Source organism: Halorubrum persicum, assembly GCF_002727125.1.
Lineage (GTDB): Archaea > Halobacteriota > Halobacteria > Halobacteriales > Haloferacaceae > Halorubrum > Halorubrum persicum.
The window spans coordinates 1-3,638 of record NZ_NHOA01000131.1 but is presented as its reverse complement, the minus strand read 5'-3'; the positions used below and the strand labels follow the sequence as shown (position 1 = coordinate 3,638).

Annotated in this window: 2 protein-coding genes and 1 pseudogene; 1 reads left to right on the top strand and 2 read right to left on the bottom strand. The window is 45.6% G+C overall.

The annotated features are described in order from the left end of the window. A pseudogene (locus tag DJ69_RS14185) lies at positions 1-271 on the top strand (hypothetical protein); the annotation flags it as partial. Positions 272-490: 219 nt separating this feature from the next. Here the strand turns inward: DJ69_RS14185 and DJ69_RS18005 are convergent. Together DJ69_RS18005 and DJ69_RS18000 are read right to left on the bottom strand one after the other, a co-directional pair. Beyond that, positions 491-2,422, bottom strand: a complete 1,932-nt coding sequence (locus tag DJ69_RS18005) for a hypothetical protein (RefSeq protein ID WP_144050457.1) — start codon at positions 2,420-2,422, stop codon at positions 491-493. Further along, positions 2,419-3,507: a hypothetical protein gene (locus tag DJ69_RS18000; RefSeq protein ID WP_144050456.1), complete on the bottom strand. Its 1,089-nt coding sequence runs from the start codon at positions 3,505-3,507 to the stop codon at positions 2,419-2,421. The genes DJ69_RS18005 and DJ69_RS18000 overlap by 4 nt, the downstream gene beginning before the upstream one ends. Between the last annotated feature and the right edge of the window lie 131 nt (positions 3,508-3,638).

Genomic DNA, 3,638 nt, shown 5'->3' with positions numbered 1-3,638 from the left:
TCTCCTACAGAAGAGCGTCATTGCAAATTCCAGCGATCGGTCAGAGGACGTCGTCGAAAAAGCCGATACGGAAATCGTGGGATTGGCACTCGAAATGCTGCTTGATGACACCGCTGATAGAGTTCTCGTCGTCACAAACGATATTCCGCTTGGCGAAGCGACTGAAGCGCTAATCCCGAAATACGGGTTTGAAGACGAACAAATCACGTGGCTCCTCGGTAGTGAACTCGCTGACGAACTCGCTGAGGATTTTATTCCTGAATTCGAGTGACTCAAACTCAGGATGTCTGAGTGAATCCTGAATGAAAAAGTCGAGTAATAGAGCCAACAGACGAGGATGTAAGAAAAGATGTTCCACGTCGGTAGATCCAGTTGCGGCTAGAAAATACGTCCTCGTCAATTGGTTCAGAGACTGGCTTTATGAATCTTCAGGCAGTCATTCTAATCTCCCTTTAGTCGGTGCTGCTGTCCGTTATGATTCTATATTGGATTAACCTTGAGACGGCCGGAACACAACGCCGTTTTGATTTTCACTACGAATCTTCGCACTGTATGAAAAATCAACCTGCACGTAGTCACGGACATCTGCATCACTGGGTACGTCATCTTGGGTGAAGACCTCTTCACCTGGTGTTACAGATACAGATATCGGATATTCTTCATTAGTTTCGATGTATTCGAAACTACTATCGAATATTGCAACTGCTGAATACGCTGTCGTCATGTCGGTGATAATTGGGATTCCATTCAACTCTAGATAACTGTCGATATCCTGTCGACTCTTGCGCGTTACGCGCTCGTCATCCTCAAGAGCATCTAAGGCCTCTAGTTCGTCCACTACAAGGATAGCGACATCGTTAGAGTCGCTTAATTCTGCCAGTTGATCAGGTAAACTTTGAACCGCCTTTGTGACCTTTTGTTCAAAGTTGAGGTTGTCCAATATGATCTCTCGATACTGGTCAATTAACCACTGGAAGCTGGACTGGTAGTAAGTGGAGGTACCATCGTCGACAAACGGCTTTCTCAAACTAGTTGTAGAAATCTGAAATACGTCTGTCTCTTCGTTCAAGTCTCGTTGCTGGATTTCACCTACCACATCGATTGCATTTCGAAGTCCGCATGAATCCAATCTTGAATCAATTGAAGAGGCTAGATGATCGACTGCCTGCTCGTATATTGGCTGGTTTTGAATCCACTCCTGTTCTCTTTCATTTTGATAGTCACTCAAGCTTTGAAAATAGTCGATTAGCAGTTCACACCGTTCTTCGGTGGAGGGATCACTTTCAAGTAGATCCGAGAAAACGTAATCTTCACAAGAAGACTCGATGGCGTCCGTAACTTTGGAAATTAGGTGCTGTACACGCTTAAATTCAGATATTGGGCTCTGTTCAGGGCTACTTGGATCTATGCGATTAGATTCCTCCTGACCAGTGACCCATATTAGAGCAACAGCGTAGAACTCAAGGAGCCAAGTATCCACCGCCATTCCTGTCGTTGTTACTCCTCCGTAGTTTTTCTCAAGTTCCCGTTGCATATTCCAACTCTCAAAGAAGTCAAGCAACGGAGGTTCCTCACATAGCTCGAAATACGTTTTTGAAAGCGCTGACACTCTCGGAAAATCGGCTTCGACGTAGTCCGCAAATATCGTTCTAACAAACTCCCGAGAAGAGTCCTCATCATCGGAAAGATGGAAAGCCCATGCGTACCCTGCAAAGAGAACCTGCTCCTTTCGACGTCTGAGGGCATTTGCTCTTTCTTGTTTCTTTTCGCGGAATTCAGGATCTACCTGACTGTCCTCTGTTGGATTGGGGTGGTGTACTTGATATCGGTATTCTTCAAAAGCTCGCAGCTCGGTCAAGTGGTGACGGAGATGGTCTAGCGATTTAATACTTTGACACTCAACAGCCATCTTCAGAAAGTGGGCATATTGTCTAAGTAGTTTCTCTACGAGTGCTTCCGCCTGTTCAAGTTCCTCTTCATCCTCTGCACTCTCAAATTGTCCCGTAACGATGTTCCGGATATGTTTCAATTGTTTAATGAGGAACTCAATACCTTCATCGTACTCAGTTGCCGGTAACGCCTGACCAAAGAAAGAGCCAAACTTCTCGCTCGCTTGTGAAAAGAGCGAATATTCATCCTCGTAATTCGTATGTGAGACTACCCCATAAAATGAGGCAACCACTTCGTTCCGGAGATCTACGTTGTCTTGTTCTAAGCTCCGTTTATGCAGGGTGATATATTCCTGGAAGATGTATTCCCAGAGGGTACTATCGTCGGAGAGTTGGCTTCGTGCTTCGATCAGATCTTGGATGAGTTCTTCAGTTGAATGGAGTTTTTCACGTAGAAGTTCTGGACGCTCCTTACGAATCTCTTCTTGGCAACCGTCAAAGAAGTGTCCAAGGTACGTTTCGTACTCATTCATTGTTCTTCCCTCCGTGTCCTAATCCCATCACGGAGAAGATCTGTGATTTCTTCGACATCCTCCTGACTCAAATTCTCCTCGACTACGAAGATGGTTGAGTCTTCTTGAATACGTCGTCCGATTAATGGATTTGCCCGAATCGGACTTTCATTGTTCGCATCAAGGCGTTCCGAGATGATGCGCATTTTCTCTATGTTGATGTCAGATATATTCCCACTTTTCCCAATGTCTCCAGCAGTGATCCGGGTATCGTTTGACGGGTTGGGAGAGAACATCTTAGTAGGTGGGGCCAGCATGGTTGGTTGAAATCCTGGCACTTTGTCAAGAAGTAAGTCATCCAAGTCCAACTGAATGCGTGATTTCATATTTCCGAGTTCCTCTTCGGCAAATTCGGCTACCTTGTCATCAAGTGAATTGAAAAGCAATACGTCGAATACCCTCCAGAATCGGCTCGCTGCAAGCCATAAGCTGGCGACGAAGAGAAGTGAGACGGTAAAGGTGATTTTAGGTCTGACCATCTGGTTCTCTAAGAGAACAGCCAACCCAATCAGGACGTTAGAGGTGAACAGAAATGCGATTGTTTCCACAGAGCCAAATCTTCGGGTGAGTTCCGCTATAATTTCATTTCGGGTTGAGAGATCTCGTAATGACTCCCACGCAAATCCCAGACCAACGAGGCTTAGGGAGATGACTGTGGCATGAACTTGCCAGAGCGTCTCTAGGTTGCCCGTTCCAAAGTTGATCGGGGGATTGGAGAAAATAATTGCTTTGCTGCAGGAATCAAACGGTGTCCCGAGAAAAAAACCTGCCACTCCGAGGAGGAGTGCTTTTGAGAAGCCCAAGAAGATGAATACCTTTTGCCCCGCCGTCTTACGATATAGACTTCGAACCTCGGAAAACCCACCTTGGACAATTCGTTCCTTGAGTGCGGCTATCTGGAGTGAGTGGAAAACGAAGTAGTTTCGCCGCCATATTTGAATAAACGCATAAATCGCAAGAGGAAATACGATTGTAGCCACCACTATTAGGAGGATAATAAAGAGCGAAAAGAGGATTGAGCTACATGCCGGAAGGGCGTTTACCATGTGCACCTAGTCGAGAAGTTAAATCCGTGTTACAAAGAGATAACGAAAGAGGACATGTCGAAAATCCCAGACAAATAAAACGACAACCGCTGATATCTGGAATTATACTCCGTACGCTCTTGTGTAGCACA

Excerpts from the sequence above, each read along its gene's own strand:
- DJ69_RS18005 (WP_144050457.1), bottom strand. The coding sequence starts at position 2,422 with ATGAATGAGTACGAAACGTACCTTGGACACTTCTTTGACGGTTGCCAA.
- DJ69_RS18000 (WP_144050456.1), bottom strand. The coding sequence starts at position 3,507 with ATGGTAAACGCCCTTCCGGCATGTAGCTCAATCCTCTTTTCGCTCTTT.